Below are 496 nucleotides of genomic sequence, written 5' to 3'. Positions count from 1 at the left end.
GGAGTGGGGGTGGGACTGCCCGTATTTTGAGAACTGCACAGTGGACGCGAGCATCTTTGTATCTGTGGTCAAGTTTTTAAGAGCACATGGTGGATGCCTTGGCAGCAGGAGCCGAAGAAGGACGTTGTAGCCTGCGATAAGCCTCGGGGAGCTGGCAAACGAGCTGTGATCCGAGGATGTCCGAATGGGGAAACCCCGCTGGAGTCATGTCCAGTGACCCACGCCTGAACACATAGGGCGTGTGGAGGGAACGTCGGGAAGTGAAACATCTCAGTACCGACAGGAAGAGATATTCCGTGAGTAGTGGCGAGCGAAAGCGGAAGAGGCCAAACCGTGTACGTGTCAAGCCGGCAGGCGTTGCGTATGCGGGGTTGTGGGACCTTTGAGAGGGATCTGCCGATCCTTCAGGGAGTTACAAATCCGCGTGATAGTCGAAGGGCATTGAAAGGCCCGGCATAGAGGGTGCGACCCCCGTAGACGAAATTTCGTGGACTCC

General features: G+C 56.5%; 1 rRNA gene. It reads left to right on the top strand.

Annotated elements, in window-relative coordinates:
* Window positions 1-66: 66 nt before the first annotated feature.
* Window positions 67-496, top strand: a 23S ribosomal RNA gene (locus QQX13_RS13785); the annotation flags it as partial.

The sequence above is a fragment of the Demequina lignilytica genome (assembly GCF_030418375.1).
In the GTDB taxonomy this organism is placed as follows: Bacteria; Actinomycetota; Actinomycetes; order Actinomycetales; family Demequinaceae; genus Demequina; species Demequina lignilytica.
The sequence above is the reverse complement of the archived record's forward strand: the minus strand, read 5'-3'. Positions and strand labels throughout refer to the sequence as shown.